This window comes from Blastomonas fulva (genome assembly GCF_003431825.1).
Classification (GTDB): Bacteria; Pseudomonadota; Alphaproteobacteria; order Sphingomonadales; family Sphingomonadaceae; genus Blastomonas; species Blastomonas fulva.
The window spans coordinates 624,726-650,608 of sequence record NZ_CP020083.1; the positions used below are offsets into that span (position 1 = coordinate 624,726).

At 65.3% G+C, this 25,883-nt stretch carries 23 protein-coding genes; 10 read left to right on the forward strand and 13 right to left on the reverse strand.

Annotation, left to right across the window (positions count from 1 at the left end; translation table 11 throughout):
• Positions 1 to 82: 82 nt before the first annotated feature.
• From B5J99_RS02980 to B5J99_RS02990, 3 genes are read right to left on the reverse strand one after another with little or no spacing between them, the layout of a single operon-like run.
• On the reverse strand, positions 83 to 1,705 hold the full coding sequence (locus tag B5J99_RS02980; protein ID WP_069050776.1) for a GMC family oxidoreductase: 1,623 nt from the start codon (positions 1,703 to 1,705) through the stop codon (positions 83 to 85).
• Positions 1,706 to 1,754: 49 nt separating this feature from the next.
• A complete protein-coding gene (locus B5J99_RS02985) occupies positions 1,755 to 2,696 on the reverse strand; it encodes a sterol desaturase family protein (RefSeq protein WP_117351424.1) in 942 nt (313 codons plus the stop codon).
• A gap of 10 nt (positions 2,697 to 2,706) precedes the next feature.
• Positions 2,707 to 3,087, reverse strand: a complete 381-nt coding sequence (locus B5J99_RS02990) for a hypothetical protein (protein WP_054133935.1) — start codon at positions 3,085 to 3,087, stop codon at positions 2,707 to 2,709.
• 168 nt (positions 3,088 to 3,255) lie between these two features.
• On the opposite strand from B5J99_RS02990, the gene pheS reads away from it, so the two are divergent.
• From pheS to B5J99_RS03015, 5 genes are all read left to right on the forward strand, one after another.
• Positions 3,256 to 4,347, forward strand: coding sequence for a phenylalanine--tRNA ligase subunit alpha (gene pheS, locus B5J99_RS02995; protein WP_117351425.1), 1,092 nt, complete (start codon positions 3,256 to 3,258; stop codon positions 4,345 to 4,347).
• The gene (gene pheT / locus B5J99_RS03000) at positions 4,344 to 6,755 is read left to right on the forward strand and encodes a phenylalanine--tRNA ligase subunit beta (RefSeq protein ID WP_117351426.1); all 2,412 of its coding nucleotides are present in this window, start codon (positions 4,344 to 4,346) and stop codon (positions 6,753 to 6,755) included. The genes pheS and pheT overlap by 4 nt, the downstream gene beginning before the upstream one ends.
• Entirely contained in the window at positions 6,748 to 7,629 is an 882-nt protein-coding gene (locus B5J99_RS03005) for an aldose 1-epimerase family protein (RefSeq protein ID WP_117351427.1), read from the forward strand. Before pheT ends, B5J99_RS03005 begins: the two co-directional genes overlap by 8 nt.
• Positions 7,630 to 7,738: 109 nt before the next feature.
• Positions 7,739 to 9,304 (forward strand): peptide chain release factor 3, encoded by a 1,566-nt coding sequence (locus tag B5J99_RS03010; RefSeq protein ID WP_054133931.1) that lies wholly within the window; start codon positions 7,739 to 7,741, stop codon positions 9,302 to 9,304.
• 40 nt (positions 9,305 to 9,344) lie between these two features.
• Positions 9,345 to 10,148 carry a 3'(2'),5'-bisphosphate nucleotidase CysQ gene (locus B5J99_RS03015; protein ID WP_117351428.1) on the forward strand — a complete coding sequence of 268 codons (804 nt, stop codon included), beginning with the start codon at positions 9,345 to 9,347 and terminating at the stop codon, positions 10,146 to 10,148.
• A 49-nt stretch (positions 10,149 to 10,197) separates the two neighbouring features.
• Here the strand turns inward: B5J99_RS03015 and B5J99_RS03020 are convergent, their stop codons facing one another.
• Positions 10,198 to 10,734: a winged helix-turn-helix transcriptional regulator gene (locus B5J99_RS03020; protein WP_425456434.1), complete on the reverse strand. Its 537-nt coding sequence runs from the start codon at positions 10,732 to 10,734 to the stop codon at positions 10,198 to 10,200.
• A gap of 166 nt (positions 10,735 to 10,900) precedes the next feature.
• On the opposite strand from B5J99_RS03020, the gene B5J99_RS03025 reads away from it, so the two are divergent.
• Together B5J99_RS03025 and B5J99_RS03030 are read left to right on the forward strand one after the other, a co-directional pair.
• A complete protein-coding gene (locus B5J99_RS03025; RefSeq protein ID WP_054133929.1) occupies positions 10,901 to 11,239 on the forward strand; it encodes a DUF8200 family protein in 339 nt (112 codons plus the stop codon).
• A 209-nt stretch (positions 11,240 to 11,448) separates the two neighbouring features.
• On the forward strand, positions 11,449 to 13,542 hold the full coding sequence (locus B5J99_RS03030) for a RelA/SpoT family protein (RefSeq protein ID WP_054134325.1): 2,094 nt from the start codon (positions 11,449 to 11,451) through the stop codon (positions 13,540 to 13,542).
• Between the two features lie 10 nt (positions 13,543 to 13,552).
• Here B5J99_RS03030 and B5J99_RS03035 read toward each other — a convergent pair whose 3' ends face one another.
• The 3 genes from B5J99_RS03035 to B5J99_RS03045 all read right to left on the reverse strand — a co-directional run bounded on the left by B5J99_RS03035 (position 13,553) and on the right by B5J99_RS03045 (position 15,810).
• Complete coding sequence (locus tag B5J99_RS03035) at positions 13,553 to 14,284, reverse strand: GIN domain-containing protein (protein ID WP_117351429.1); 732 nt, start codon at positions 14,282 to 14,284, stop codon at positions 13,553 to 13,555.
• Positions 14,281 to 14,937 carry a class I SAM-dependent methyltransferase gene (locus B5J99_RS03040; RefSeq protein WP_342768896.1) on the reverse strand — a complete coding sequence of 219 codons (657 nt, stop codon included), beginning with the start codon at positions 14,935 to 14,937 and terminating at the stop codon, positions 14,281 to 14,283. Before B5J99_RS03040 ends, B5J99_RS03035 begins: the two co-directional genes overlap by 4 nt.
• A gap of 108 nt (positions 14,938 to 15,045) precedes the next feature.
• Entirely contained in the window at positions 15,046 to 15,810 is a 765-nt protein-coding gene (locus B5J99_RS03045) for a head GIN domain-containing protein (RefSeq protein WP_162892426.1), read from the reverse strand.
• Positions 15,811 to 15,985: 175 nt separating this feature from the next.
• Between B5J99_RS03045 and B5J99_RS03050 the strand changes: the two genes are divergently transcribed.
• The gene (locus tag B5J99_RS03050) at positions 15,986 to 16,969 is read left to right on the forward strand and encodes a LacI family DNA-binding transcriptional regulator (RefSeq protein WP_054133925.1); all 984 of its coding nucleotides are present in this window, start codon (positions 15,986 to 15,988) and stop codon (positions 16,967 to 16,969) included.
• Positions 16,970 to 16,982: 13 nt separating this feature from the next.
• Here the strand turns inward: B5J99_RS03050 and B5J99_RS03055 are convergent, their stop codons facing one another.
• The 6 genes from B5J99_RS03055 to B5J99_RS03075 form a co-directional block, all read right to left on the reverse strand.
• Positions 16,983 to 17,387 carry a DUF2177 family protein gene (locus B5J99_RS03055; RefSeq protein WP_117351431.1) on the reverse strand — a complete coding sequence of 135 codons (405 nt, stop codon included), beginning with the start codon at positions 17,385 to 17,387 and terminating at the stop codon, positions 16,983 to 16,985.
• A gap of 128 nt (positions 17,388 to 17,515) precedes the next feature.
• A complete protein-coding gene (locus B5J99_RS19455) occupies positions 17,516 to 17,686 on the reverse strand; it encodes a hypothetical protein (RefSeq protein WP_156317954.1) in 171 nt (56 codons plus the stop codon).
• A gap of 117 nt (positions 17,687 to 17,803) precedes the next feature.
• On the reverse strand, positions 17,804 to 19,963 hold the full coding sequence (locus tag B5J99_RS03060; RefSeq protein ID WP_117351432.1) for a prolyl oligopeptidase family serine peptidase: 2,160 nt from the start codon (positions 19,961 to 19,963) through the stop codon (positions 17,804 to 17,806).
• Between the two features lie 100 nt (positions 19,964 to 20,063).
• Positions 20,064 to 20,882: a LytTR family DNA-binding domain-containing protein gene (locus tag B5J99_RS03065; protein WP_117351433.1), complete on the reverse strand. Its 819-nt coding sequence runs from the start codon at positions 20,880 to 20,882 to the stop codon at positions 20,064 to 20,066.
• A gap of 121 nt (positions 20,883 to 21,003) precedes the next feature.
• Positions 21,004 to 21,390 carry a VOC family protein gene (locus B5J99_RS03070; protein ID WP_054133921.1) on the reverse strand — a complete coding sequence of 129 codons (387 nt, stop codon included), beginning with the start codon at positions 21,388 to 21,390 and terminating at the stop codon, positions 21,004 to 21,006.
• 145 nt (positions 21,391 to 21,535) lie between these two features.
• On the reverse strand, positions 21,536 to 23,128 hold the full coding sequence (locus tag B5J99_RS03075; protein ID WP_054133920.1) for an isocitrate lyase: 1,593 nt from the start codon (positions 23,126 to 23,128) through the stop codon (positions 21,536 to 21,538).
• Between the two features lie 295 nt (positions 23,129 to 23,423).
• Between B5J99_RS03075 and B5J99_RS03080 the strand changes: the two genes are divergently transcribed.
• Positions 23,424 to 24,413: a MipA/OmpV family protein gene (locus B5J99_RS03080; RefSeq protein ID WP_162892427.1), complete on the forward strand. Its 990-nt coding sequence runs from the start codon at positions 23,424 to 23,426 to the stop codon at positions 24,411 to 24,413.
• A gap of 64 nt (positions 24,414 to 24,477) precedes the next feature.
• Positions 24,478 to 25,881: a hypothetical protein gene (locus B5J99_RS03085; protein ID WP_117351435.1), complete on the forward strand. Its 1,404-nt coding sequence runs from the start codon at positions 24,478 to 24,480 to the stop codon at positions 25,879 to 25,881.
• Positions 25,882 to 25,883: the final 2 nt, after the last annotated feature.

Below are 25,883 nucleotides of genomic sequence, written 5' to 3' on the forward strand. Positions count from 1 at the left end.
ACTAGCCGAGAGGGTGTTCAGGTGGAAGGGCGAAGTCTTCTTTAAATCCTCCCCCGGCGAGCTGGGGGAGGATCTGATCGCCTTACGCAGCCACCATTGCCCCCACCTTCAGATCCTCCGCGACGAACGCAGCGCAGCGTTCGCCGATCATGATGCTGGGCGCGTTGGTGTTGCCGCTGACGATCTTGGGCATGATGCTGGCATCGGCGACATACAGCCCCTCGACCCCGCGCAGCTTGAGCCTGGGATCGACCACGCTGGCTTCGTCCGAACCCATGCGGCAAGTGCCGACCGGGTGATAGACGGTGTCGGCGCGGTTGCGGATCAGGGTGTCGAGCGCCGCGTCGTTATACAGATCCACCGGATGGCGATCGACCGGGTTGTAATCCGACATCGGCGGGGTTTCGAAGATGCGGTGCATGAAGCGAACGCCTGCGCGCAGTACCGCCATATCGCGGTCGTCGGCGAGGAAATTGGGATCGATCCGCGGCGGGGCTGCGGGGTCGGCGCTGTTCAGCGTCACCGTGCCCTTGCTCTCGGGGCGCAGCACGCAGGCGTGGCACGAAAAGCCGTGGCCCTTCACATTCTCGCGGCCATGGTCCTCGAGCACTGCGGGGACGAAGTGGAACTGCACGTCGGGCGCTGGCGCATCGGGCATCACCTTCCAGAAGCCCCCGGCTTCGGCCCAGCAGGTGGTGAGGATGCCGGTGCGCTTGCGGCGATGTTCCACCACCGCGCGCGCCATGCGCATCGTCCCGGCGAGCGAGCTGCCAAAGCTGTCGTTCGACTTGGTGGCAAAGCCCGAGACATAGTCGATATGGTCCTGCAGGTTCGCGCCCACCTCGGCGCGGTCGGCGAGCACCGGGATACCGTGCTGCCTGAGCATGGCCGCAGGGCCTATCCCCGACAATTGCAGGATCTGTGGCGACCCGAAAGCGCCGGCCGACAGCACGACTGCGCCGCGCGCGAACACCTGCACCACCTTGCCGGCGCGCTCATATTCCACCCCGCGTGCGCGGCCATCCTGGATGATGATCCGGCGAACCAGCGCGTGGGTTCGCACATCCAGATTGGCGCGATCCCGGGCGGGCTCGACATAAGCGCGCGAGGCGCTCCAGCGTTCGCCGTCCTTCTGCGTGGTCTGGTAGATTCCGAAGCCTTCCTGCCTGGCCCCGTTGAAATCGGAGTTGAGCGGCAGCTGCAGCCGACGCGCCGCCTCGACAAAGGCGTGGCTGCCGGGGTTGGCCCATTTCTGGTCGACCACCGACAGCGGGCCATCCCCGCCATGATGCGCGTCGAACTCCTTGGACGACCCGGCGCGGGAATTGCCTTCGGACTTGCGGAACCAGGGCAGCACATCCTTGTGGCTCCAGCCGGTTGCACCCAGCGTTTCCCAATTGTCGTAATCCCAGGCGTTGCCGCGGATATAGACCATCGCGTTGATCGCCGACGATCCGCCCAGCCCGCGCCCGCGCGGCTGATAGCCGGTGCGCCCGTTGAGGCCCGGCTGGGGGACGGTATCGAACTTCCAGTTGGTGTTGGCAGGCAGGAAAGGCATGAACCCGGGGGTCTTGACCCGCACCCCATTGTTGCGACCGCCAGCCTCGATCAGGCAGACCGACAGCGAAGCGTCCTCGCTCAGCCGCCCGGCAACCGCGCACCCGGCGGACCCGCCACCGATGACGATGATGTCAAATTCGTTCATGCTCTCTCCTTTGGGGCTCTTTTTTGTCGGCCCTCTCGATTCAGGTCATTCACTCGGCAGGGGTCAGGCTCCCACCGGGATAGGGTTCGCCCGGATCGTTGCGCCGCTGCTGGCGCGCGGCCCAGGCCGATTTGATCGTATCGCTGGTCTCGCGGCTGCCATCATGACTCCAGCCCGGCGGGCGCAGCAGATAACTGAGCTTGTTGCCAATCCCCGGCGCGCTCCACATGTCGCGGGCGATGGCGATCCATTCATGGAACGCCGCCCACAGCACGTTGAAGCTGCCTAGCTGCTTGACGATGCCATAATGGATCGGCTCATCGTCGCGCTCGAGCACGAAGGTGCCGAACATCCTGTCCCAGATGATGAAGACCCCGGCGTAGTTCGAATCGAGATAGCGCGGGTTGATCGCGTGGTGGACGCGGTGGTGCGAGGGCGTGTTCATCACCGCCTCGAACCAGCCCGGCATCCGCTTGACCGCCTCGGTGTGGATCCAGAACTGATAGATGAGGTTCAATCCGCCGCAGAACGCCACCATCAGAGGATGGAAACCCAGCCAGAACAAAGGCAGTCCGATCAGCAATCCGGGGGTGAAGAATCCGGTCCAGGTCTGCCGAAGCGCGGTCGAAAGGTTATAATGCTGGCTCGAATGGTGGACGACATGCGCCGCCCACATCCAGCGGACGCGGTGAGCCAGCCGGTGCGACCAGTAATAGGCGAAATCGTCGAGCACGAACGCGACCGGCCACGCCCACCACACCCAGCCGATGTCGAAAATGCGGTGTTCGTAAACCTGAAACGCGATCAGCAGCGCAAGCCCGCCGGTCAGCGCACCGGCGACAGTGCTGCCCAGCCCCAGCGCCAGCGATGTCAGCGTGTCGCGCGGCTCATAGGCTCTGCGGTCGCGCCGCCGCACCCACCATATCTCGATCAGGATCAGCAGCACGAATGCCGGGATAGCGAGCTCGGTCGGGTTGGGCAGATCGGCCATGGACGCCTGCTTACATCATTGTCAGCAGCTTGTCTTCATCCTGTTTCGAAAGGCTGAGTGAAACATGTCCGAAGCGCGGATCGCCGGTTTCCACCTTCCACCCCCCGCTGCAGCGGTGCGCACGCAAGGGCTTTGCGAGCACCCGCCCGGCGCAATGTGCGCCGTGCCGCTTCAGCAGGACGATACGCCCGTCGGTGCCTTCGATCAGCGCCGCCTCGCCATCGCCCGACATCAGCACCGGCCCCGATTCGAACCCCGCGATCTGCTCCTCGGCAATCCGCGCGGCGTCGGCAACATCGCCGATCCGGTTCTCGCCCAGTTGAAGCAGCCAGACCAGTCCTGCAACCGCAAGGATTGCAGCCAGCGATGCGAACAGCAGCATCAGGTTCATCGGCGATCGTCCCCCAACCGTGGCCGGGTCTGTGCCCGGTCCTCGCCGCGATGATAGCACCTTGCGCGGCCTCATGAAAAGCACGCCACGCACCGGCAGGGGTTGATTTGTGGCGGGCCCCGTGACTACGGCTCGCGCACGGAATTTGACAGATGGGAAAATCACACCGTGGCCGACGTTGAACAGTTGCAGCAGGACTATCTGGCGCAGATCGCCGGCGCAGACCTTGCGGGCCTCGAAGAGATCCGCATCGCCGCTTTGGGCAAGCAGGGCGCGATCTCCGGGCTGCTCAAGACGCTCGGGGCGATGAGCGCCGAGGAGCGGCAGGAACAGGGCCCGCGGATCAACGGCGCGCGCGAGGCGGTGACCACCGCAATCGCCGCACGCAAGGACGCTCTGGAGAGCGCAGCGCTCAACGCCCGCCTTGCCGCCGAAGCCATCGACCTCACACTGCCCGCCGCCGCCACGCCGCAGGGTTCGGTGCACCCGGTCAGCCAGGTGATGGACGAGCTTGCCGAGATCTTCGCCGACCTCGGCTTTGCTGTCGCCACCGGACCCGAGATCGAGTCGGGCTGGTACAATTTCACCGCGCTCAACATGCCAGAGACGCATCCGGCGCGCGCGATGCACGACACCTTCTACTTCCCCGACCGCAACGCTGCGGGCGAAGAGATGCTGCTGCGCACGCACACCTCGCCGGTGCAGATCCGCACGATGATGGCGCAGAAGCCGCCGATCCGTATCATCGCGCCGGGCCGCACCTATCGCAGCGATTCGGACGCGACCCACACCCCGATGTTCCATCAGGTCGAAGGACTGGTGATCGACAAGGGCATCACCATGGCGCACCTCAAATGGACGCTCGAGACCTTCGTGAAGGCGTTCTTCGAGCGCGACGACATCGTGCTGCGGCTGCGCCCGAGCTATTTCCCGTTCACCGAACCGTCGGCCGAAGTCGATGTCGGCTTCACGGTCGAGAAAGGCCGCCGCGTGATCGGCGGCGATCCCACCGGGCCCAAAGGCGGCTGGATGGAGATTCTGGGCAGCGGCATGGTCAACCCCAAGGTGATCGAGCATTGCGGGCTTGACCCCGATGAGTGGCAGGGCTTTGCCTTTGGCTGCGGCATCGACCGGCTGGCGATGCTTAAATACGGCATGGACGACCTGCGCGCGTTCTTTGACGGCGATCTGCGGTGGCTCAAGCATTACGGCTTCTCGTCGCTCGATGTCCCCACGCTGAGCGGAGGAGTCGGCGCATGAAGTTCACATTGTCCTGGCTCAAGGAGCATCTCGATACCGATGCTTCGCTGACTGAAATCACCGATCGGCTGACCGCGATCGGGCTCGAGCTCGAAGGCGTGGAGAACCCCGCCGACGTGCTGCGCCCGTTCAAGGTCGCGCGCGTCATCGAGGCAGGCCCGCACCCCAATGCGGACAAGTTGCGGCTGCTCAAGGTCGATGACGGGTCGGGCACGCCCTGGCAGGTCGTCTGCGGCGCGCCCAATGCGCGTCAGGGTCTCGTCGGGGTGTTCGGGCCTCCCGGGACCTATGTCCCCGGCCCCGCCTTCACATTGAAGCCCGCGAAGATCCGCGATGTCGAAAGCTTCGGCATGATGTGTTCATATCGCGAGCTCGAAATGGGCGAGGATCACGACGGCATCATCGAATTGCCCCAGGATGCGCCGGTCGGCACCAGCTTTGCCGATTATGCCGGGCTCGACGATCCGGTGATCGACGTCTCTGTTACCCCCAACAAGCAGGATTGCATGGGCGTGCGCGGCATCGCGCGCGATCTGGCCGCCTCGGGGATCGGCACATTGAAGCCCTTGGTTATCGCCGATGTGGCGCGCGTGGGCGCAGGGCCCGATGTGCGCACCGAGGATGCGGACGGTTGCCCGGCATTCTACGGCTGCACCGTCAAGGGTGTCACCAATGGCGTCGCACCCGACTGGATGCAGGCGCGGCTGAAGGCCGTTGGGCAGAAGCCGATCTCGACGCTGGTCGATATCACCAACTATGTGATGATCGATCTGGGCCGCCCGCTGCACGTCTATGACATGAGCACGCTCTCGGGCGGGCTGGTCGCGCGCAAGGCGAAGGACGGCGAAGAGGTGCTCGCGCTCAACGGCAAGACCTACACGCTGGATACCAGCATGACCGTGATCGCCGACGACGCCCAGGTCCACGATATCGGCGGGATCATGGGCGGCGAACATTCGGGCGTCGCCGAGACCACCACCGACGTGCTGATCGAGTGCGCCTATTTCGACCCCGAGCATATCGCGCGCACCGGGCAAAAGCTGATGCTGACCTCTGACGCGCGCCAGCGTTTCGAGCGCGGGGTGGACCCTGCGTTTCTCGACGATGGGCTGGCGATTGCCACCGCCTATGTCACGCAATTGTGCGGCGGCACGGCGAGCGAGATCACCCGCGCCGGGGCTGCTCCGGCTGAGCCGCGCACGGTATCCTACGACCCGGCCTATTGCGCCGCGCTCGGCGGCATCGATGTGGCGGCGGACGAGCAGAAGGCGATCCTCGAGCGCCTGGGCTTCGGTATCGACAGCAGCGCTACCCCGTGGACCATCACCGTCCCGACATGGCGGCGCGATGTCGCAGGCAAGGCGGACATCGTCGAGGAAGTGGTGCGGATCACCGGGATCGATGCGATCCCCTCGACCCCGCTGCCGCGCCTGCCCGGTGTCGCCAAGCCCACCGCCAGCCCCGCGCAGCTGCAGGAGCGGCGCGTGCGCCGTCTGGCGGCGGCGCGCGGGCTCAACGAGGCGGTCAACTGGTCGTTCATTTCGGAAAAAGAGGCCGCACCCTTCGGCGGCGGCGACTGGACGCTCGCCAACCCGATCAGCGAAGACCTCAAGGTCATGCGGCCCTCATTGCTGCCCGGCTTGCTGTCTGCTGCCAAGCGCAACCTCGATCGCGGCGCGGGTTCTGTCCGGCTGTTCGAGATCGGACGGCGCTATTTCAAGGCAGAGGACGGCACCAGCATCGAGCGCGCGACGCTCGGCATTGTGCTTGCGGGCGACAAGATCAGCCGCGACTGGCGTGGCGGCAAGGCGCAGGCCTTCACCGCTCATGACGTCAAGGCCGAAGTGCTCGCGCTGCTCGATGCGGCGGGCGCGCCTGCCGCCAAGCTGATGGACTTCGCGCCCGACGCGGCAGGCCCCGGCGATCACTATCACCCCGGCCAGGCGGCGACGCTGCGGCTTGGGCCCAAGAACGTGCTCGCTGCCTATGGCACGCTGCACCCCGGGACCGCCAAGGCCTTCGGCTTCAAACCGGTGCACGGGGCGGTGATGGTCGCCGAATTGTTCCTTGACGGGATTCCGCTCAAACCGCGCGGTTCTGCGATGCGCGAGGCCTATGCGCCCCCCGCGCTGCAGGCCGTGACCCGCGACTTCGCGTTCCTCGTCAATGCGGGCGTTCCGGCGGGTGATCTGGTGCGCGCAGTCAAGGGCGCGGACAAGAAGCACATCACCGATGCCCGTGTGTTCGACAGCTTCGCAGGCGCCGGCGTGCCCGAAGGCAAGCTCTCACTCGCGATCGAGGTAACGCTGCAGCCGGTGGACAAGAGCTTTGCCGACGAGGAGCTGAAAGCCATTGCCGACGCGATCGTCAAGGCGGCGGCGAAACTCGGGGCGGAGCTGCGTGGCTGATCTGGTTTCCCTCCGCTCGGACACGCTGACCGCCACCATCGCCCCGCTGGGCGCGGAGCTGTGGTCGCTGGCCGATGCGCAGGGCCGCCAGCTGATGACCGATGCGGACCCGGCGTTCTGGACGGGACGTGCGCCCTTGCTGTTCCCGATCGTCGGTGCGCTGGCAGGGGACCGGTACCGGCTGGACGGGCAGACCTATGCGATGGCCAAGCACGGCTTTGCCCGGCGGTCGGAGTTTGCGCTGCTCGAGGCGGACGCGCAAAACGCGCTGTTCCGGCTGGAGGCCAGCGAGGCGACGCGCGCGCACTATCCGTTCGATTTCCGGCTCGACATGCACTTTGCGCTCGAAGGCGCGACGCTGGCGATGACCGCGACGGTCAGTAATCTGGGCGATACCGAGATGCCGTTCAGCTTCGGCTATCACCCCGCCTTCGCGTGGCCGCTGCCTTATGGCGGCGCGGCGGAGGATCACCGCGTGGTGTTCGAACGCGACGAGCCCGCGCCCATCCGGCGGCTGGACCTGGCAACGGGTCTGGTCTTGCCCGAAACGCAGCCCAGCCCGGTGGTGGGCAACATCTACGCGCCCACTCACTCCGATTTCGAAGCCGATGCGCTGATCTGGGACCAGCTCGCCAGCCGATCGCTCATATATGGCGTCCCCGGCGAGCCGCGCCTGCGCATCGATTTCCCCGATACGCCGATGCTGGGAATCTGGCAGAAGCCCGGTGCGCGCTATCTGTGCATCGAACCTTGGGCCGGGATTGCCGACCCGCTCGGTTTCGCTGGCGATTTCACGCAAAAGCCCGGGGTGATGACGCTCGCCGCGAACGCACAGCATCGTTTGCGGATGGATGTGACGCTGCTAGAGAGCTAGCCGTCCCCCACGGTCCCGGCCCATCACCGGACCGTCCCGCCAGACGCAACCATAAGAACACGGACGCCCGGCTTCGCAGGTTTCCGTAATAATCAGCAAAGCCCCCGATATGACCGCCCTCAACCGCCGCACCTTCGCCATCATCTCGCATCCTGACGCGGGCAAGACCACGCTCACCGAAAAGCTGCTGCTGACCGGCGGCGCGATCCATCTCGCGGGTGAAGTGAAGGCACGCGGCGCTGCCCGACGCGCCCGGTCGGACTGGATGAAGATCGAACAGCAGCGCGGCATCTCGGTCACCTCCTCGGTGATGACCTTCGAGCGCAAGGGCATCACCTTCAACCTGCTCGACACGCCGGGGCATGAAGACTTCTCCGAAGACACCTATCGCACGCTGACCGCGGTCGATTCGGCGATCATGGTGATCGACGCCGCCAAGGGTATTGAACCTCAAACGCGCAAACTGTTCGAGGTCTGCCGACTGCGCAGCGTACCGATCATCACCTTCGTCAACAAGGTCGACCGCGAGGGTCGCGATCCGTTCGAATTGCTCGACGAGGTCGCAGACGCGCTCGCGCTCGACGTGTGCCCGATGAGCTGGCCGGTCGGCATGGGCGGGCAGTTCGAAGGGGTTTACGACTTCGCGCGCAACCAGCTGATGCAGCCCAGCGGGCCAAGCCGCGAATATGACGACAAGCCCGCGCAGTTCACCGGCATCGACGACCCGAAGCTCGCCGATGTGTTGTCGGCGCAGGCACTCGCGCGGCTGACCGAGGAGGCCGAGCTCGCCCAGGGCGGCTATGCCAGCTTCGATCTGGAGGCCTATCGCCATGGCGACCTGACCCCGGTCTATTTCGGATCGGCGCTCAAGCGCTTCGGCATCGAGGAGCTGATCAACGCCATCGCCGATCACGCCCCGCCGCCGCGCAGCCAGCCTGCGCAGCCCGAAGCTGTCGAGCCGACCCGCAAGGACGTCACCGGCTTCATCTTCAAGGTGCAGGCCAATATGGACCCGCAGCACCGCGACCGCATCGCGTTCATGCGGCTGGTATCGGGCACGTTCAAGCGCGGCATGAAATTGGTGCCCTCGGGCCATGGCAAGCCGATCGCGGTGCATTCGCCGATCCTGTTCTTCGCGCAGGACCGCGAGCTGGCCGACGAGGCTTTGCCCGGCGACATCATCGGCATCCCCAACCACGGCACGCTGCGCGTGGGCGACACCCTGTCCGAAAAGAACGACGTGCGCTTCACCGGCCTTCCCAACTTTGCGCCCGAAATCCTGCGCCGTGTGCAGCTCAAGGACCCGACCAAGACCAAGCAATTGCGCAAGGCTTTGGATGACCTGTCCGAAGAGGGCGTGATCCAGGTGTTCTACCCCGAAATCGGCAGCCAGTGGATCGTCGGCGTGGTCGGCCAGCTCCAGCTCGAGGTGCTGATCAGCCGTCTCGAGGCCGAATACAAGGTCGAGGCGGTGCTCGAGATGTCGCCGTTCGATACCGCGCGCTGGATCACCGGCCCTGCCGATGCGCTCGAGGCGTTCAAGCGGATCTCGATGAACAACCTGGCCAAGGACCGCGACGGAAACCCGGTGTTCATGGCGCGTTCGGCCTGGGACATCGGCTATCAACAGGAAAAGAATCCCGACATCGCGTTCAGCGCCACGCGCGAGCGTTGAGGGGACTGTTGCGACGGCGTGCTCCGCGCTAGAGCAGGCTATGCAGTCGCGCACCAAGGTCTCTCCCGACACCATCAAGCACATCGTCGAAGAGGCGAGTACCATCGCCGTCACCGCTTTTGCGCGCGCCGGGGGCGATCTGCAGGTGTGGGACAAGATGCCTGGCGATCCGGTGAGCGAGACCGATCTTGCCGTCGACAATTTCCTGCGTGATCGCCTCGGCGCGCTGGTCCCCGATGCCGGCTGGCTGTCGGAAGAGACCGCCGACGACGTCTCGCGGCTCGATTGCGGCCGGATCTGGCTGGTCGATCCGATCGACGGCACCCGCGATTTCGTGCGCGGCCGCACCGGCTGGGCGATCTCGGTCGCTTTGGTCGAGGACGGGCACGTGGTGATGGGCGTGCTCGCCGCCCCTGCGCGGGGCGAATACTGGATCGGCGCGCGCGGGCGCGGCGCGTTCCTCAACGGCAAAAGGCTGAAGGCGAGTCGGCGTCAAAGCTTCGCGGGATCGCGCGTACCCACCGACAGCCTGCCCAAGGCGGATGTCGACCTGACCGTGGTCGAAAAACCCAACAGCATCGCACTGCGCATGGCGATGGTCGCCGACGACCGCGCCGATCTGCTGGCGACGCTGCGCTGGGGCTATGAATGGGACATCGGCGCCGCCGCGATCATCGCCGAGGAAGCCGGCGCGCGGGTCACCGATGCGCTGGGCGGCGAACTGCGCTTCAACAAGCCGCGCGCCAATGCCTTCGGCGTCCTGTGCTGCGCGCCGGATATCCATGACGCTGCGGTCGAGCGGTTGCGCGAACGCGCGGTGCGGTTGTCCGCAGGCGGGGGGTAGAGCGAAACTCTCTCCACTCCCGCAGGCGGGAGGGGAGAGGGCTTGCCCCTCAGATCGTCGCGATGCGCTTGACCACGCCTTCGTGGTCGTCATCGAGCGCGCCGGTGTTCAGGTCACCGATGTCGATCCAGCACAGGTCGTGATGGGTGAGCACCCGGCCGTCATGCGCGCGGATCGAAATCGGCTGGATCGCGCGGCGGTCGCGCTCGTCGACCAGCACCGGGTTCGATGGCACGCCGCTTTCCCACTTCTCGCCCCACTGACGCAGCGCGATCATGGTCGGCAGCAGGTCCAGCCCCTTGTCGGTCAGCCGGTATTCGATCTTGCGGCGGTCATCGACGCATGGGGCGCGCTTGAGGATGCCGCTTTCGACCAGTCGGGTCAGCCGGTTGGAGAGGATGTTGCGCGCGATGCCAAGCTCCTCGAGGAATTCCTCGAAATGGTGCAGCCCGTTGAACGAGGCGCGCAGGATCATGAACGACCATCGCTCGCCCATCGTCTCCAGCGCCTGCGGCAGGCTGCAACAGGCAGCGATCTCGGCAAGCGGTTCGCGCAGTTTGGCAGGAGGGGTCTGGGTCATGGTCATTCAAATCCGTTGCAGGCTGCCATCTTTATCCAAAATTGCAGCAAAGCCAATGAAAATTCAGTTTCTAGTTGCAACTCGAAACCTATTTATGTAGGTAGTGATTCGCAACCTAAATTACACCCCCCGGTTTTTCTCCCCCCGGGACATTGCTGAAAGGACAAACCTCATGCCCCGTTTTACCAAGGCCCTCACCCAGATCGTGTTCATCGCCGCGGCGTCGCTCTCCAGCATGGTGATGCTGCAGGCCAGCACCGCCAGCGCGCAGACCCCCGGTGCCAGCTATTTCAGCGCGGAGCTTGCCGCTCCGGTCGAAAAGACCACCAAGATCATCCAGGGCGTGGTGTGGCAGTGCGAAGGCACGGTCTGCTCGGGTTCGAAGGCGACCTCGCGCCCGGTCAATGCCTGCACCCGCCTCTCCCGCAAGATGGGTGAGGTGACCGCCTTTACAACCCGCAGCGAGCCGATGGCCCAGGAAGACCTGGCCGCCTGCAACGCCAAGGGCTGACCCGCCCGCTTTCTTCCAGCTGGTCGGCGGCGCCCGCGGTTCTCCCACATCCTGGGTGTCCGCCGACCGGCAAACCTTGCGCGCCTGTGCAGACCCTTTGATGGCCCTGCCCGCTTGCCCTGCCCCCGGCCTTTCGGCGAAACGGGGCATGACCCTGCACAGGCGCGTTTTTCTGTTGCATTTGAAGGCAAAGCACCGACATTCAGATGGTGCTGAGACAATATGAACTGGTCGAACGGGTCAAGGAGTACGACCCCGATGCTGATGAGGCGTTGATCAATCGCGCCTATGTGTTTTCGGTCCAGAAGCACGGCAGCCAGAAGCGCGCCAGCGGCGACCCGTATTTCAGCCACCCCATCGAGGTGGCAGGTCTCATGACCGACCTGAAGATGGATGTCGAAACCATCATCACCGCGCTGCTGCACGACACGGTCGAGGACACGCTGACCACGATCGAGGAGATCGAACGCATGTTCGGCCCGAAGGTCGCCGAGATGGTCGATGGCGTAACCAAGCTCTCCAAGATCGAGGCGCAGACCGAAAACGAGCGCGCCGCGGAGAACCTGCGCAAGTTCCTGCTCGCCATGTCCAACGACCTGCGCGTGCTGCTGGTCAAGCTCGCCGACCGGCTGCACAACATGCGCACGCTGCATTTCATTTCAAGCGTCGACAAGCGCAAGCGCATCGCGCGCGAGACGATGGATATCTTCGCCCCGCTGGCAGAGCGCGTCGGCATGTACGAATATATGCGCGAGATGCAGATGCTGGCGTTTCGCGAGCTCGAGCCCGAAGCCTATGACACGATCGTCGGGCGCCTCGACCAGATCAAGGCCAATGCCGAAAACCAGGTCGAAAGCATCGCAGAATCGCTCAAGACCGAGCTTGGCGCACACGGTCTGACGGCGGACGTCAGCGGGCGCGAGAAGCACCCTTATTCGATCTGGCGCAAGATGGCCGAACGCCACGTCTCGTTCGAGCAGATGACCGACATCATCGCCTTTCGGGTGCTCGTCGACAGCATCGACGATTGCTATGCCGCGCTCGGCCATATCCACCGCAAGTGGAAGATGATCCCCGGCCGGTTCAAGGACTATATCTCCACCCCCAAGCGCAACGGCTATCGCTCGCTTCACACCGCGATCATCCATGGCCGGTCGATGCGGGTCGAGATCCAGATCCGCACGCATGAAATGCACCGCCAGAGCGAATACGGCCTGGCGGCACACTGGGCGTACAAGCAGGGCGGCACCCGGCCAGATGGCCAGGCCGGCTGGATCCGCGACCTGATCGAGATTCTCGACACCGCGCAGGATGCCGACGAGTTGCTCGAGCACACCCGCATGGCGATGTACCAGGACCGCATCTTCGCCTTCACCCCCAAGGGCGCGCTGCACCAGCTGCCCAAGGGCGCGACCGCGGTGGACTTTGCCTATGCGGTGCACACCAATCTGGGCAATCAGGCGGTGGGCGTGCTGATCAACGGGCGCAACGTGCCGCTGCGCACCGCGCTGTCCAACGGCGATATCGTCGAGATTCTCAAGTCCGAGGGCCAGGAGCCGCAGACCAGCTGGCTGGGCTTTGTCACCACCGGCAAGGCGCGTGCGGCGATCCGCCGCTATGTCCGCGACAAGGAGCGCGAAGAGACCGCCGCGATGGGCCGGGTGATCTTCGACGAGATTGCCGGGCGGCTGCCGGTGAAGATTGGCAAGAAGGCGCTCAAACAGGCGCTCGAGCGGCTGGAGATGGAGGACGAGACCGATCTTCTCGTCGCGATCGGCACCAACCAGATCACCGACCAGGACCTGATGGACGCGCTGGTCCCCGGCAGCAGCAACGAGATGACCGCACTGCGCGAGTTCCCGCGCCAGGACCGCGCGATCTCGATCCGCGGGCTGACCCCGGGCGTCGCCTTCCAGCTGGCCGAATGCTGCCACCCGGTTCCGGGCGACCGCATAGTCGGGCTACGCCGCCAGGGCGAGCATATCGAGGTTCACACCATCGATTGCCTCAACCTTGTCAGCGGAGTGGATGCCGACTGGATCGACCTGTCATGGGAAAGCGATTCCGAAGGCGCGACCGCGCGCATCCGCGCGATCCTCTACAACCGCCCCGGCACGCTCGCCGACATGGCGGGCATCTTCAGCCACCACAAGGCGAACATCGTCAACCTCAAGCTGACCAATCGCGACCAGCCGTTCCACACCTATGAATCCGACCTTGAGGTGCACGATGTCGCGCATCTGATGCAGATCATCATGGCGCTGCGCGCATCGGAATCGGTAGCGCGCGCAGATCGCATCTAGCGAGCCGGATCTAACGCACGGCCAGACCGCCGCCGCAGCTGATGGCGTTCGTGCCGGTCTGGCGTACGGTGCAATCGGGCTTGCCGCCGATCTGGATATCGGCATCGCCCTTCACCGCGATCCGCGCCGGGCCGTTCACCGTCAGCCGCGCGCGCACCGGGCCCTCGCCGATGAATTCGAGCGCGCCGAGCGTCAGCCCGCCGCCTTCGATCAATCCCTCACCCAGCATCACCGCACGTGCGCGCGCTGCGGTGCCGCCGACCTTGAGGCTGCCGTTGCCGTTGACGTTGATCGCGATCGCATCCGCGCTGACCGAGCCGATCTCGACCGATCCGTTGCCATCCATCGTCGCGCTGGGCCTCGCGCCTGCCAGCCGGTCGATCCGCGCGCTGCCATGACCCAGCACGGTCAGCGACTGCACCGCGCGGGCGCTCAGCCGCACCAGCGGCAGCGTATCGGGCAAGGCCGCGCGCTTGCGCGCCTCCACCGGGGCGTTGCGCCGTGCGCGACGGATGTACAGCGTGCCGCCCTGCACCTTCAGGCTCAACGCCTCCAGCGCGCGCGGATCGCCGCTGGCTAGCGCAAAGGGCGCGGCGTCGGAGTTGATCTCGACCGCGACATCGCCCTCGATGCGGACCTTGTCAAACCCCGACAGCGTGAAGCGCCGTTCGGCCGCCTCGGCACTGCCCAGCCCGGCGAGACAGCCCGGCAGCACCGCCAGCGCGATCACAAGACCCTTCATGCGCGCGCTTCCCCCATCTCGATCCACCCCAGAAAACGGGGAGTCTTGGGCATATAGCGGTTGTGGCAGTCGCTCAAGCGGAACCCCTGCGCGCGGAACGCCTCGCTGACCGGCCGGGTGAGATGGCAGCCGCCTGCGATCTTTTTCCACGCCGGCTCGATGCGCTGCTGCCAGCGCGCCGGTCCCGCATCGGGCGCAGCGCCATGCTCCAGGAACAGGATGGTGCCGCCGGGCTTGAGCACCCGGCGCATCTCGCCCAGCACGGCGCGCGGGTCCTGCACCGAACACAAGGTGAAGGTGGTCAGCACGGTGTCGAAACTTGCATCCGTGAAGGGAAGCGCCTCGGCGATACCGCCGCGGAAATCGACATCGAACCCGCGCGCCTGCGCCTTGGCCCTCGCGGTGTCGAGCAGTTGTGGCGAGGGATCGACGCCCGATAGCCGGGTGATCCGCGACCGGTCATAATGATCGAGGTTGGCCCCGCCGCCACAGCCCAGTTCGAGCACCTCGCCGGACGCGCGCGGCACGATGCGGCTGCGCGCCTTGGCAACCGCGGGCTGGCCGCAGCAAAAGGTGATGAGCCGCGGCATGATGTGCCGGTCCCAGAAACCGGGATCGGCCTGTGGCTGGCTGCTGGCTTGCGATGCGCTCAAATCGACCTCCCCGGCGCGGCGCCTGCGACACCGCTCTGCGGGAGACATTCTAGCAAGCCAGCACCGTGCGCAACGGCTTTCGCGCACGCGCGCCGCAGGGCTGCTGCATCAGCCGCAGGTCAGCGTGCCCGGACCCATCGTGCTGCTCGTGCACTTGGCCTTGCCCTTGATGGTGACATCGCCCGATCCCATCAGGCTGGCATCGACCACGCCATCGGACTGCATCGTCACATCGCCCGATCCTGCGATCGACACATCGACGGCATCGCTGCGGAAATTCTCTCCCTTCACGCTGCCCGAGCCTGCGATCGAGATATCGGTCGAATCGGCGCTGCCCGCCAGCCGCAGCGATCCGCTCCCCGCGATCGAGCCATCGAGTTCCTTCGCAGTCAGTCGCCCGACCGCGGCATCGCCCGATCCTGCCACAGTGAGCTTGACCTCATCGCCCTCCATCCGGTCGACATTGGCCGAACCCGACCCGGCGAGCACCAGCCCGCGCAAGGCTGGCGCGCTGACCGCGATCATTGCCTCGCCAGAATCGCCCAGCGTCCATCCGGAGGACTTGCGGCGGATACGCAGCTCACCGTCGCGCACCTTGAACTGCAAGGTCTTGAGCGCCTGAGCGTCTCCAGTGGCGCTGACTGCATGCTCGCCCTGCGTGACGAAGGTGAGGTTATCGGGCCCGGCAAGCGTGATCCGGTCGAAAGGCTCGCCCGACCAGCTCGACGCCCAGTCGCCGCTGTCCGATTCCTTGCCTGCCGATTCTTCCATGTCGGCGATGAAATCGAACTCGGCAGCATCCGACATCTTCCATGCGCCGATGGCGACGACGCCGACGATCAGGACAACAATGGGCTTCCAGTTCACGGCCATTTCGGCGACTCCATCGCATGTGTATTGCTGTATTAATACACAGCGGCCATCAGGATGCAAGCTGTTCCGGCACGTCTTCTTGGCTCGACGCGCGCGCCACTTGTGATTAGACGTAAACTCCTTCCGGGGACGCACGCATCGGGCAGGAAAGGCGCAGGTCATCAGCAAGATCGGGATGCAGGAACTGGCCGAGCTGGCGGGGGTATCGGTTTCGACCGTTTCGCGCGCGCTGGCGGGCAAGACGATCATCAACGCCAAGACACGCGAGCGGGTGGTCGAACTCGCGCGCGCGCACGGTTTCAAGCCCAACCAGGCCGCGCAGAACCTGCGGCTGCGCCGCGCGCAGGCGATCGGCGTGGTGATCCCGATGGGCCACGAGATCGACCAGCACCCGTCCGATCCGTTCTTCATGACCATGCTGGGCCATCTCGCCGATGCGCTCACCGACCGCAATTTCGACCTTTTGCTCTCGCGGGTCATCCCCTCGGGCGATGACTGGCTCGACGACCTGCTCGATTCCGGACGCGTCGATGGCGCGATCGTCATCGGCCAGTCGGACCAGACCGCAGTGCTCGATGCCGCAGCCGCGCGGCATCGCGGGCTGGTGGTGTGGGGCGCGCAGGTTCCGGGGCAGAAGCACGTGTCGGTAGGGTCGGACAATGTGCTGGGCGGGCTGATCGCCGGGCGTCACCTGATCGCGCGCGGCAAGCGCAAGCTGCTGTTCCTGGGCAACCCCAGCCCGCCCGAGTTTGGCCAGCGTCAGCAGGGGTTCCTGCAGGCAAGCGCCGAAGCCGGGCTGGCCGACGATGTCTACACCCTGCCGATCCACCTGACATCGGAGGCGGCCTATGCCGCCGCCAGCGCGTTTCTGGACGAGCACCCCGGCATCGACGGAATCTTTGCCGCGTCCGACGTGGTGGCGATGAGCGTGCTGCGCGCGCTTGCCGAACGGGGCCTTGCCGTGCCCGGCGATGTCGCGGTGATCGGCTATGACGACATCATGCTCGCCGCGCACACCAGCCCGCCGCTGACCACGATCCGACAGGATCTGGAGAAAGGCGCGCGGCTGCTGGTCGACATGCTGTTCCGCCAGATCGATGGCGAGACCTGCGAATCGGTCCAGCTCGAGCCGCAACTGATCGTGCGCGCCTCAAGCTGAGCTGTCGTGCGGCCTATTTGAAGACCGCCCTGGTCACCAGGAACCCTGCCAACGCCGACGAGCCGGTGAGGAAGGTGCCCCAGATGATGTCGAGCACGGTGATCTTGGTGCTCCACACCGCCAGCGTCGCCTGGTTGGTGAGATCATAGGTCATGTAGCAGAAGAAACCGAGCAGCGCGCCGTTGACCAGCGCGGTCTGCCAGCGACCATCGGCCAGCGCGGGTGCGATCGCGAATATCTGGATTCCCAGGATATACAGCACATAGAACACCACCGCCGGGGCCAGCCGGAAAGAAGGCGCCAGCATCTCGCCCAGGATCGGCTGATACAGCCGCGGCGCCATGGTCTTCAGCCAGACACTGTCGATCAGCGCAAAGGCAAGGCCGGTGGCAAGATAGGCAACGATGTAGCGGAACATGGATGGGCTTTCGTGCTGCGGTCGCCTGATGCCATCGGGCCTGCTGCGACCTGGTCCGGGGTCGTGGCGATAGTGCCACATCCGGACCGCGCCCACCACCAGCAGATCGCCGCTCCGCTTGCATCACTTCATGCGTCGAGATCGGTCCGCCGCTGCTGGAGATCCGCCCTGAGCGCCTGCTCGCGCTTCTGGTCCTGCACACGCCCGCGGCGGTGCTTCTGCCGCACCGAATTGTAACGGAAAAAGGCGATGGTGCCTGCAATGGCAAGGCCAAGCAGCAGTGCCAGCCCATAGGCCATGAGCGTTCTGGTATCGATGTGGAAAATCCCTCGCGGCGGCAGATATGCGCCGCAGTCAGTCTACGCGGCGCAGGGGCCACCGTTCCTGTGGCGCTACCATATAGCTGCGGCACGTTGCTAGACGAGATCGAGCGCCTTGAGCGCAAAGGCCACGCGCTCGGCCCGCCATAGGTCACGCGTTTCGCGATCGGCGGGGCCCCAGTGGTTGCCGTCGCGATCAAGACGGAGGGCAACGGCGTTGTCCGGGTGCGCCGCCCGCAGCCGGGCGACATATTTCAGCACCCCGCTCCATGGAATGCGCACATCGGCGAGCGAGGCGGTGAGATAGACCGGGGGAAGCTTGCGCGCCGGGACATTCTGATAGGCGCACAGGCGCAGCACCCGGGCGAACGCTGCAGGATCCTGGATGACATCGCCGACTTCGGAGGTTTCGGTGGCGGAAAGCGGCCGCTCCGGGTCGAGCAGCGCGTTCAGGACATCAACATAGGGCACGTCGGCCATCACCCCTGCCCACACATCCGGCGCGCGGTTCAAAGCTGCGCCGACCAGCCATCCCCCGGCGGATCGCCCTGTGCAGACGATCTTGCCAGGCGGCACAATGCCCTGCGCCACCAACGCCTGGGCGCAGGCGATGAAGTCATCGATCGGCTTGCCGCGCGCCGCCCCGCGCCCAGCATCGTGCCATGCCCCGCCCAGATCGCCGCCGCCGCGGACATGGGCAATCACATAGGCCACGCCGCGCGTCAGCAGGCTGAAGCGCTGGGTATCGAAGTCGGGATCGGACGGGACGCCGTAGGCCCCGTAGCCATACAGCACCGCCCCGTGCAGGGGGCCTGTGCGCGGGCGGATCATCGACATCGGGATGATCGTGCCATCGGGCGCAATCGCCTGCAGACGCTCGGCAAGGTAGAGGCCTGATGCTGCGGTGCCCGCTTGCAGCTTCTTGAGCGCGCCTTCTGCAAAACTGTATTCATACAGCGCCTTGGGCTGCGCAAATGTCTCGACCCCCAGCCGCAGCTGTGCAGGCTCGGGCTCGCGATTGGCCTCGGGCCCCGCGGTCCAGCGGTCGAAGCCGACCACCGCCACCGGCTCGGGAATGTCGATGATTCGCCATGTGGCGCTGGCCCGGTCGAACACCCGCACCCGGCTGTTCCCTTCATGGCGCTCCGCCACGACCAGATGACGGTGGAATGCCTGATGCCATGCAAGGCCGGTTCGATCCTGCGCCGGAACCAGCTCGCTCCACCGGTCCGGCTGGCCCAGTGGCGCGTTCACGAGGCGGAAATTGGGGTGAGTGTCGTTGGTGAGAATATCGAGCGCATCGCCGCCGCCATGATCGACGGCATAAAGCCTGCCGGCCCTCCGCGCGCTTACCAGTCGCACAGAGTCGGTGTTTTCGCGGTCGACAAGCCGTGCTTCCGTGGTGTCGACCGAGCTCGAGTGGATTACGGCAAAGCGGCCCGAGCTGGTCTGCCGGATTTCGATGAAGAATCCAGGGTCGGCTTCCTCGTGGATGATCGGCGCCCCGACCTGCGGCCGTCCCAGCCAATGGATGCGCGCCCGCCACGGCCGCCCCGACGCATCGACCTCGCCATAGATGATCCCGCGGCCATCGGCGGTCCAGACCAGCCGCTCCGAGGTGATCTGCACTCCGACATCGCGCACCACCTCGGTCCGCAACTGGCCCGTCGCGATGTGCTTGAAGCGGATGTCATGATGTTCGGGCACGGCAACAGTGGCAAACGCCAAGGTTGCGTCGTCGGGCGAAATTCCCCAAGCCACGACATTGCCGATCGCCTTGCCGTCGGCATCGGTCTCTGCGGCATCGAGCAGCAATTGCCGGGCGCCGCTGGCAAGATGGATCCGCCAGAGCTGACGGCGGCCTTGCGACCAATCGCTCCAATAGCCGTATGCGCCGTCGGGCACGGGCGCAGGGTCGGATGGGGGCGGGCTGGCGGCATCCGCCTCGGCGCGCAGCCGACGGGTGAGCGCTTCCAGCCGAGCCATCACCCGATGGGCTGCGGCGTCGAATTCAGCCCTCAGCCGGATCACCTGCGGATCATCCAGCGCTGCATCGTCCAGCCAGCCGAATGGGTCGGTCAGGGTGACGCCGTGGATGATGCGGGTGCGCCCGCCTGTCGCCGCTGTCTCACCTGCCGCGGCCCAAACCGGGCCGGCAAGACCGCTCAAGCTGCCGGCCACTGCCAGGCCGCGCAGCAGTTCGCGCCGGTCCAGAGAGTTGATCGTGCCGATATCTGTGGGGGACAAAGGAATCATCGCGCTGCTCCAAGGTTGATGGAGCCTGCAAGTGCGCTGAACACTCTTTCGAGTGGGAATTATGCCGTGAACGGACAGATCAATCCTGCGAACGGACCCGTCAGACGATCAATGCGCGCAAACTTTGCGAGCCTGTCCGGCTGAGCGCAACAGTGGTGCCATCGGTCATGTGCGCGATCAGGCGCCCCGCCCCGGCGGGCTCGGCATAATCGAGGTGGTCGATGTTGATGATCCGCGAGCGGTGGACCCTGATGAAGCGCTGCGGATCGAGCCGCTGCTCGAACTCGCTCAGGCTCATGCGCACCAGATGCGTGTCGGCCAGCGTGGTGACCTCGGCATAATCCTGCGCGCCCGCGATCACGATGATATCGCGCACATGGACCGGCGCGATGTCGTCGCCCTTGCGGGTCAGATAGCGTTCAAGCGGGGGCGCGGAAACGATGGTGACCGGCGCCGCAGACCGCCCGCCACGCACCGCATAGGTGGTGGCGGCAAGCGCCCAGTAGAGCACCAGCCCTTGCAGGTTCTGCCAGATGAACGCGCCTCCGGTGAAGCCGGAAAGGTCGAATTGCCCGCGTTGCACATAGCTGACCAGCGCCAGCGTCAGCGTGACCAGCGCAAACCATGTCGCAGCGAACGCCGAACCGATCAGCACATGGCTGATGATCTGAGCCGGGACAGACAGCCGCATCACATGCCGATTGATCAGCAGATGCGCTCCAGCGGCGAGCAAGGCGAGCGGCGCGACATTGGCCAGCGCATTGATGGCGGCATTCCCCAGGCTGGCCTGGGGCACCTGCAGGAACACCGCAAAATACATCAGCCAAGCGCCTGCCAGTCCGCACAGCCACAGCGTCAGCGCACTGGGCGGCGGAAGCAGGGTTTGGGGTTGCGGCGCGGGGTCCGGGGGCTTCAGCATGGCGCGAGCCTAGCATCCGCCCCGGTTTGATCAAGCTGGTGCGGTCGCTTGAACACAGCGTGGCCAGCTGTGCGAAATCGCCACGCTGCGCGATTCTCACACTAGTTGGGAAATGCCGCGCTCAACCCTCCATCGGGCTCGGTTGCCACAGTTCGATCTTGCGCCCGTCGGGATCCATGATGTGTGCGAAGCGGCCATTGGGTGCGGGCGGAAACAGCTTCGCCGGCTGCACCCCCTCGGCGGCGCAGCGCACGAGCATCGCATCGAGATCATCGACCATCAGGTTGAACATGAAGTCCTTTTCCGATGGCGAAAAATAGTCGGTGTCAGCGCTGAAGGGCGAGAAGACGGTGCCGGCTCCCGGGTGCGCGGCGGCGGCATCCGGCGTGAACACCACCCCGCCCCATTCACCGAACTCGAGCCCGAGCACCCGGCGGTACCATGCGCAGGTGGCCGCCGGATCCGCCGACTTGAAGAACAGACCACCCAGTCCCAGAACCCGTGCCATCGTCGCCCCCCAAGATTGCCGTATAAGGCGATCATAGCATGCGGGCAGCTGCCCATCACAAGGAAAAACCCGCCGGCGTTGCCACCGGCGGGTTGGTCCTTTTCCTCCCCAGGAAAACTCTATCGGTTATTCTGACCCATCCGGATTAGCCGAACTGGTTCATGGTGTTGTTGACGCCGCCAGCCTTCAGCGCGGCTTCCCCGGCGAAATACTCCTTGTGCGCATCGCCGATGTCGCTACCCGACATGTTCTGGTGCTTCACGCAGGCGATCCCCTGGCGCAGTTCCTGGCGCTGTACGCCCAGAACGTAACCCAGCATGCCCGCCTCGCCGAAATATTCCTTGGCCAGGTTGTCGGTCGAAAGCGCTGCGGTGTGATAGGTCGGCAGCGTGATCAGGTGGTGGAAGATGCCTGCGCGCTTGGCACCATCGGCCTGGAAGGTGCGGATGCGCTTGTCGGCGGCGATGCCGAGCTCGGTATCGTCATACTTGGCGTCCATCAGCTGGGCACGGTCGTACTCTGACACGTCGAGACCTTCGGACACCATCGCATCATAGACCTGCTGGCGGAAGTTCAGCGTCCAGTTGAACGAGGGCGAGTTGTTGTAGACCAGCTTGGCGTTGGGAATGACCTCACGGACGCGGTCCATCATGCCGGCGATCTGCTCGACATGCGGCTTTTCGGTCTCGATCCACAGCAGGTCGGCGCCGTTCTGCAGCGAAGTGATGCTGTCGAGAACGCAGCGGTCCTCGCCGGTGCCTTCGCGGAACTGGAACAGATTGGAAGGCAGACGCTTGGGACGCAGCAGCTTGCCGTTGCGGTTGATGATGACATCGCCGTTGCGCGCGGTGGCGGGGTCGATTTCCTCGCAATCGAGGAAGCTGTTGTACTGGTCGCCCAGATCGCCCGGCTCGTTGCTCACCGCGATCTGCTTGGTGAGGCCCGCGCCCAGCGAGTCGGTGCGGGTGACGATGATGCCGTCCTCGACGCCCAGTTCGAGGAACGCATAACGGCAGGCGCGGATCTTCGCGAGGAAGTCCTCATGCGGCACGGTAACCTTGCCGTCCTGGTGACCGCACTGCTTTTCGTCCGACACCTGATTTTCGATCTGCAGCGCGCAGGCGCCGGCTTCGATCATCTTCTTGGCGAGCAGATAGGTGGCCTCAGCGTTACCGAAACCGGCGTCGATGTCGGCGATGATCGGAACGACATGCGTCTGGAAATTGTCGACCTGCGCGAGCAGCTCCTTTTCCTTTGCGCTGTCGCCGGCGGCACGCGCCTTGTCGATGCCGGTGAACAGCAGGTCGAGTTCGCGTGCATCGGCCTGACGCAGGAAGGTGTAGAGCTCTTCGATCAGCGCAGGCACGCTGGTCTTCTCGTGCATCGACTGATCGGGCAGCGGTCCGAAATCGCTGCGCAGCGCCGCGACCATCCAGCCCGACAGGTACAAATACTTGCGCTTGGTGGTGCCGAAGTGCTTCTTGATCGAGATCATCTTCTGCTGCGCGATAAAACCGTGCCAGCAGCCCAGCGACTGGGTGTACTGCGACGAATCCGCATCATAGGCTGCCATGTCCTCGCGCATGATCTTGGCGGTGTAGCGCGCGATATCGAGCCCGGTGCGGAAACGGTTCTGCAGCTGCATGCGCGCGACCGACTCGGCATCGATGCCGGTCCAGCGGCCCTGCTTGGAGCCGATAAGCTGCTCATTTGCGCGGATTTGATCGGTATAGGGCATGAGACGTCTTCCTTCTGCGAATCACGAGGTGTCATAACTTGACATCTGATGATGCGGGAATACGCCCGAACCCTGGTCTATCCTAATGTGCAGTGCAACATTTCGTGTCTTGCCCTATCAGAAAGCGCCAATCCGCCTGTCATGATGTAAATATAATTACAAATGATTGCCTCTTGTGGAAATCGGAAGTCGGCCCAAATCATGCCGCAATTTGTTGCAATGCAGCACGCGCTGCGACGACACCTCCCCGGGTGCTTACAGCAGCCGGGGGGCAATTAAATACAGGATGCCCTCGATGATCTTCAAGACCCTTACCGCCCTGGCCCTGGTCGCCGGCGGCAGCAGCGCCGCCTTTGCACAAAGCGCAGCCCAGCCTTCCCCGAATGCCATAGCAGACACCGCCGTCATGGGTCCTGTCGACCTTGCCCAGGCGACGCCATCGCCTGCTCCGGATGCAGCCAAGTCCTATGGCCCCACACCCGATGAGCTCCGGCTGCTCGCCAAGGCCGCGCGCATGTCGCAATCGGTGTTCGCCAAGGATTTCTACATGACCGTCGGCCTGGGTGCCGGGATGGTGCCCAGCTATGAGGGGTCGAACCAGTACGTGTTCTTCCCCGCGCCGGTCGTCCAGGGCAGCTACAAGGGCTATAATTTCGGCGCGCGCGGCCCCGGACTGTTCGTCGATCTGATCAAGGACCCGGTGCTGCCCAAGGTGGAATATATCGCAGGTCCCGTGATCCGCGCGCGCATCGAGCGCAACAACCGCATCCGCGACGCGGTGGTCAAGCGCCTCGGCAGTCGCCCGATCGCGGTCGAGACCGGTGCCACCGGCGGGGTCAAGATCAACCGCATCTTCAACCGCTTCGACAGCCTGACCTTCCAGGCTGATGCGGTGTTCGACATTTCGGGCGCGCATTCGGGCGCAATCGTCACCCCGCAGGTCAGCTACAACCGCCTGCTCGGCACCAAGGGCGTGGTCAACATCTCGGCCTCGGCCGATTTGGTCGATGGCGATTTTGCCGATTATTACTTCAGCGTCGACGCCGCGGGCAGCGCGGCATCGGGTCTGCCCCGCTATCGCGCGGGCGGCGGACTCAAGTCGATCGGCACCAGCGCACTGGTCGGCTTCGACCTGTCGGGCAATGCGCTCGATGGCGGCTGGGGCGTGTTCGTGCTGGGCAGCTATTCGCGGCTGCAGGGCGACATCGCCGACAGCCCGATCGTCGCCATCCGCGGAGATGCCGACCAGTTCTTTGGCGGCATGGGCGTGACCTACACCTTCTGATCGCCTAGAAGCCCCTCTGGTCAGCCTGGCGGCAGGCCGATCACGCTGACCAGAAGGGGGATGTATGGGCCGGACATTACCACGCGCGCTGACCGGGTTTGCAGCGCTGGCGCTGGCCGGCACGTCCGGCTCTGCACTGCCTGCCCCGGCGGGATCCGCCGCGTCCGTCGCAGCGCGGACGCCGCCGGTCAGCCTGCACATCACCCGGTCCTCGGGCGACAGCGTCCAGGCCGAATACCGCCTGGCCCGCCCGACCCGCGCGCTGCATTTCGCACCCCCGCTCGATGGCTATCGCGCGCGGGACTGGAAGAGCCTGCCGGGTGAATTCCGCTGGGTACGCGAGGGCGATGGCGAGCGGATCGAACGCACCGACGGCAAGCCGTTCGCGCGGCTGAGCCTCGACATCCCGGTGCGCTACAGCGCGCTCGAAAAGGCCTATGCGCCGTTCTCCCCGTTCAGCGACGGCGGGGTGCTGGTCTATTCGGGGCGCTTCCAGGCCTGCCCCGCGCTGCCCTGCAAGGGTACCGAGCCCCTCGCCGTGACCATCGCAGCCGAAGGCAAAACCATCGGCGTGGGCGGCAAGCGCAGCGCCAACACCGCCGCCTTTGTCAGCCGCGAGGAAGGGACGAACGTCTATATCGGCAGCGCCCAGCCGGTCCCCACCTCGGGCTTTCTCGCGATCGTCGACCCGGCTCTGCAACCCGTGCTGCGCGACCATCTGCTCGAATCGCTGCCGCAATCGATGCGCGACTTCGCCGCCATCTACGGCCCGCTGTCGATCACGCCCGAACTCTATGTCTCGCTCGATCCCAAGCCACCATCGGGCACCAGCCTCTCCAGCCAGGGCGGGACGCTGCCCGGCCAGGTGTTTATCCACCTCTACGGCGATGGCTGGCGCAAGCCGATCAAGCTGGGCGATGTGGTGTGGCTCGACTGGTTCTTCGCGCATGAGGCCGCGCATTTCTTCCAGCGCGCGGGGACAAACGACGTGATCGGCCCCGATTCGCAGGCGTGGATCCATGAGGGCGGCGCCGACGCGATGGCGGCGCTGGTGATGCGCGGCCGCAGCGACACCGAACGCAGCTATGTCACCCGGCGCATTGCCGAGGCGCGCAAGGCCTGTGCTGCAGGGCTCACCGAGGTCGCGCTGAACGCGGCGTCGCGCGCGGGCAAGTTCGATCTGCATTATCAGTGCGGCATGCTGATCGCGCTGGCGATCGACGCCGATGTCCGGCGCGGATCGGGCGGGGCAAAGAGCCTGCACGACGTCAACCGCCGCTTCTTCGCCACCGTGCGCGCGGGCACGCCCTGGAACGGCCGCAGCTTTCTCGATGCCGCGCGCCGCACTGGCCTCAGCGCGCCGACGCTGGCCACGATCACCGCGATCACCAGCCAGAAGCTGGCCGACCCCGCCCGGCAGATCGACACGATGCTGCGCCAGGCGGGGATGGATCCGGCTGCGCCCTGACG